This is a genomic window from Streptomyces ossamyceticus, assembly GCF_001418475.1.
Classification (GTDB): Bacteria; Actinomycetota; Actinomycetes; order Streptomycetales; family Streptomycetaceae; genus Streptomyces; species Streptomyces ossamyceticus.
On sequence record NZ_LIQX01000679.1, the window covers coordinates 1 to 3,148 of the forward strand.

The window sequence follows — 3,148 nt, forward strand, 5'->3', positions numbered from 1 at the left end:
TCGGCACGGCGGTGCGAGCCTGTGAGGCCGCCGTGCAACACGCCCGGACACGCGAGCAGTTCGGGCGGCCCATCGGCGCGTTCCAGGCGGTCAAGCACCTCTGCGCCGAACTGCTGGTCCGCGTGGAGGTCGCCAGAGCGGCCGTCTACGCGGACCAGCAGTTCGGCGCAGAGGTGCTTGACCGCCTGGAACGCGCCGATGGGCCGCCCGAACTGCTGGTCCGCGTGGAGGTCGCCAGAGCGGCCGTCTACGCGGCGGCCGTCACCGCCGACCCCGTGGACATCGCGGCGGCCCGGCTGCTGGCCGACGAGGCGGCCGTGCGCGGTGCCCGCGACTGTCTCCAGGTCCACGGCGGTATGGGGTTCACCTGGGAGGCCGACGTACACCTGTGTCTCAAGCGGGCGTGGGTCCGGGCAGAACGTGGCGGATTGATGACGGACAGTGAGGAAGTGCTGGCGGGCGAACTGTTGGCCGAGTCCCGCTGACCGCGCTGACCAGGGCCGCCGCGAAGTCCGTGGCGGCATCATGAGGGAATGTCGCGGAACGTGGCATACCGGAATTACCGAGCGTTGATACCGGGTTGTGTCCTAGGTGTGACTTGTCACGGCCTGGAGTCGGAGTCGTACTCCGGTACCTTCTGGGGGATGCGAGTGGTTCCGAGGCTCAGTCGGCCCGGTGTTGCCCCTGTGGCGGCCCCGGCCGCGGCGGTGCCCGTCGCTCGTGAGGTGGGCCGGAGGCGTGTCACTCCGGTCTGTTCGACTCCCCGCGATGAGCGTCGCACAGTATGCCCCAGGTGTACTCCTTCGCGCTGGAATATGCCCGAAGCGCTTGTTGAGGTGACTGTACGTCAACCATGCTGTCTAGTAGGGGGATCACGTTCCGTGATTCCGGTGCCGACGGCAGTGGAGTCGGCCGAGCAGAAGATGACCACGATCGTGGCCCCGGAGGGGCGTGCGGCGATGTGTCCGCCGGTTCGGATGGTGTGAGCGGTGCAGGTGCTTCAAGTGCAGCTGGAGATCCGGCCCGACCCCGCAGAAGTGGGTCGCGCCCGGAGATGGGCCCGTTCACGGCTCGCCGGGTCCGGGATAGGGGACGACGAGCCGCTGGGCGAGACGCTGATCCTGCTCGTCTCCGAGCTGGTCACCAACGCGGTCGTCCACACCGGGCGGCCGGCTGTACTGCGTCTGCTGCTGTCCGGGCTCCGTGACGGCTCCGCCGGCACGGTCCGCCTGGAGGTCGCCGACGCCAGCGCGTGTCCGCCGGCGCCCCGTTGCGCCGACGGGGACGAGACGGGCGGGCGTGGCCTCGCGCTCGTCGAGGGGCTCGCAGACCGGTGGGGCTGGAGCCACGAGGGCATCGGCAAGCGCATCTGGTGCGAGCTGGACCGCGCCACCCCCGGCTCGCCCGGAACGACCGGCGCGGGCGGCGTCGCGGCCCCCACCGGGTACCCGGCGGGCCGCGCCGTCACGGGCGTGGCGGCGGTGTCCCGGGGCGGACTGGCGTACGGGGCGGTCTAGGCGGGGCGGACTGCCGTACGGCGCGGTCGGTCGAGGTCGAGTTTGGGCGGGGCGGGGTGGTTTCCGTCCCGCTGGTCGTCTCCTCGTGTGCGTGTGGATCTGCCGTGCGGCGCGTATCCCCTGCTCGGCAGGCGCCCGGCGTGCGCCTCTGTGTCGCATGCGCCTGCGCGCCGAAGCACGGCGTCGGTCCCCTTCGCTCGCGGTGGCGGGTGTGTGCGCCGGGGGTGCTCCCGTACGCGGCGTCGGGACTCGGGCCCGAGGGGCAAATCCCCGAACGGGTGTTGACGTGCCGTGTCCGTTTGATCACGCTTGTGGTCATCGATTCGCCGCGAGGGGACGACGAGGGCTTCGGTGACGGGAGCCCTCGACGAGTGTGGGTCGTGTTTCGGCGTCGGCTCCCGACCGGGCCCGGGGAGCGGGGCGGGTACGCCGAGGCCGGATGGCGGCGCGCGGTGCCGAGCTCGGGGCGGGCAGCGGCGCGCCGCCTACCGATCCTGTCTCACAGCACCGCCACCGGAGCCACCGGTGTGCCCGTCCCGCCGACGAACGGCTCCGGCATCGCCGACAGCAGGAAGTCGTACCCGCCCGCTTCTCCACAGGCTGTGGACAACTCCTCCAGGTTCCAGTTCTGGCCCTGCGGCATCCCCATCTCGACCAGGTGCAGCGCGTGCACCGGGAGCCAGAGGTCCTCGATCTCCGGCGGGAAGATCTCGAAGGTCATCGTGTCGTTGGCGACGGCGGCGACGTCCCGCGCGTGGAACCACTCCGGGGTGCGGATCGACAGCCCCGGTGACGGGAACGCGTACCCGTGCTTGTCGCCCGCGAGGTACGCCTGGACCTGCCCGGTGCGGACGAGGACGATGTCGCCCGCGCGGACCCGCACCCCGGCCCACTCCTCCGCCGCGTCCAGGTCCTCCGGTGTGACCGCGTGGCCGCCGGGCAGCCGGCCGGTGTCGAGGCCCAGGGCGCGCGGGATGTCGAGGAGCACGCCGCGCGAGACGATGTGGCGGGCCTTGTCGATGCCGGCGAACGCGGCCCCGGTGTGCGGGGTGATCGTGTCCGCCGGGCGGCCGTTGTAGAGGCGGCCCGAGTGGGAGACATGGGTGAGGGCGTCCCAGTGGGTGCCCGCCTGAAGGCCCATCGTCACGGCGTCGTCGCTGCACGCGACCGTGCCCGGCCCGAAGATCTCCTGGTTGATCTGCACCATGACGTGCAGCGGATTGACCCGGCCCGGGATCATCCCCGTCTGCACGCCGTCCTGCCGGAGGGGCAGCGCGAGCGGCACGCGGCGACCGGAACGTATCGAGCGAGCGGCCTCGCGGACCACGTCGTCGGTGATCAGGTTGAGCGTGCCGATCTCGTCGTCCGTCCCCCAGCGGCCCCAGTTGTTCACGCGCTTGGCGACCTCATGGAACTCCGTGGGCAGTGACATCGGCCCTCCCCGGGGCTTGTGTCGGTGTGTCTGACGGGTCGTAGAATCGGCGTGCGAGCAAATCTAACGGTCCGTCAGAAACTGCGATGAGGGGAAGGGGCCGGGGTGGGAAACTTCTTGGCAGGCAAGGTCGTCGCCGTCACGGGCGCGGGACGGGGGATCGGCCGCGCGGTCGCCCTCGCCGCGGCGGCGGAGGGCG

General features: G+C 71.6%; 3 protein-coding genes. 2 read left to right on the top strand and 1 reads right to left on the bottom strand.

Going from position 1 to position 3,148, the window contains the following annotated elements:
* A partial coding sequence (locus AOK15_RS36360) for an acyl-CoA dehydrogenase family protein (protein ID WP_276206252.1) occupies positions 1-485 on the top strand: 485 nt, incomplete at its 5' end.
* 504 nt (positions 486-989) lie between these two features.
* Complete coding sequence (locus AOK15_RS36365) at positions 990-1,517, top strand: ATP-binding protein (protein WP_185093687.1); 528 nt, start codon at positions 990-992, stop codon at positions 1,515-1,517.
* Between the two features lie 499 nt (positions 1,518-2,016).
* Here AOK15_RS36365 and AOK15_RS36370 read toward each other — a convergent pair whose 3' ends face one another.
* Positions 2,017-2,949, bottom strand: coding sequence for a cyclase family protein (locus AOK15_RS36370; RefSeq protein ID WP_055522787.1), 933 nt, complete (start codon positions 2,947-2,949; stop codon positions 2,017-2,019).
* Positions 2,950-3,148: the final 199 nt, after the last annotated feature.

What these genes read in the sequence shown, in the direction of transcription:
- AOK15_RS36370 (WP_055522787.1), bottom strand. Translation starts at nt 2,949, where the DNA reads ATGTCACTGCCCACGGAGTTCCATGAGGTCGCCAAGCGCGTGAACAAC.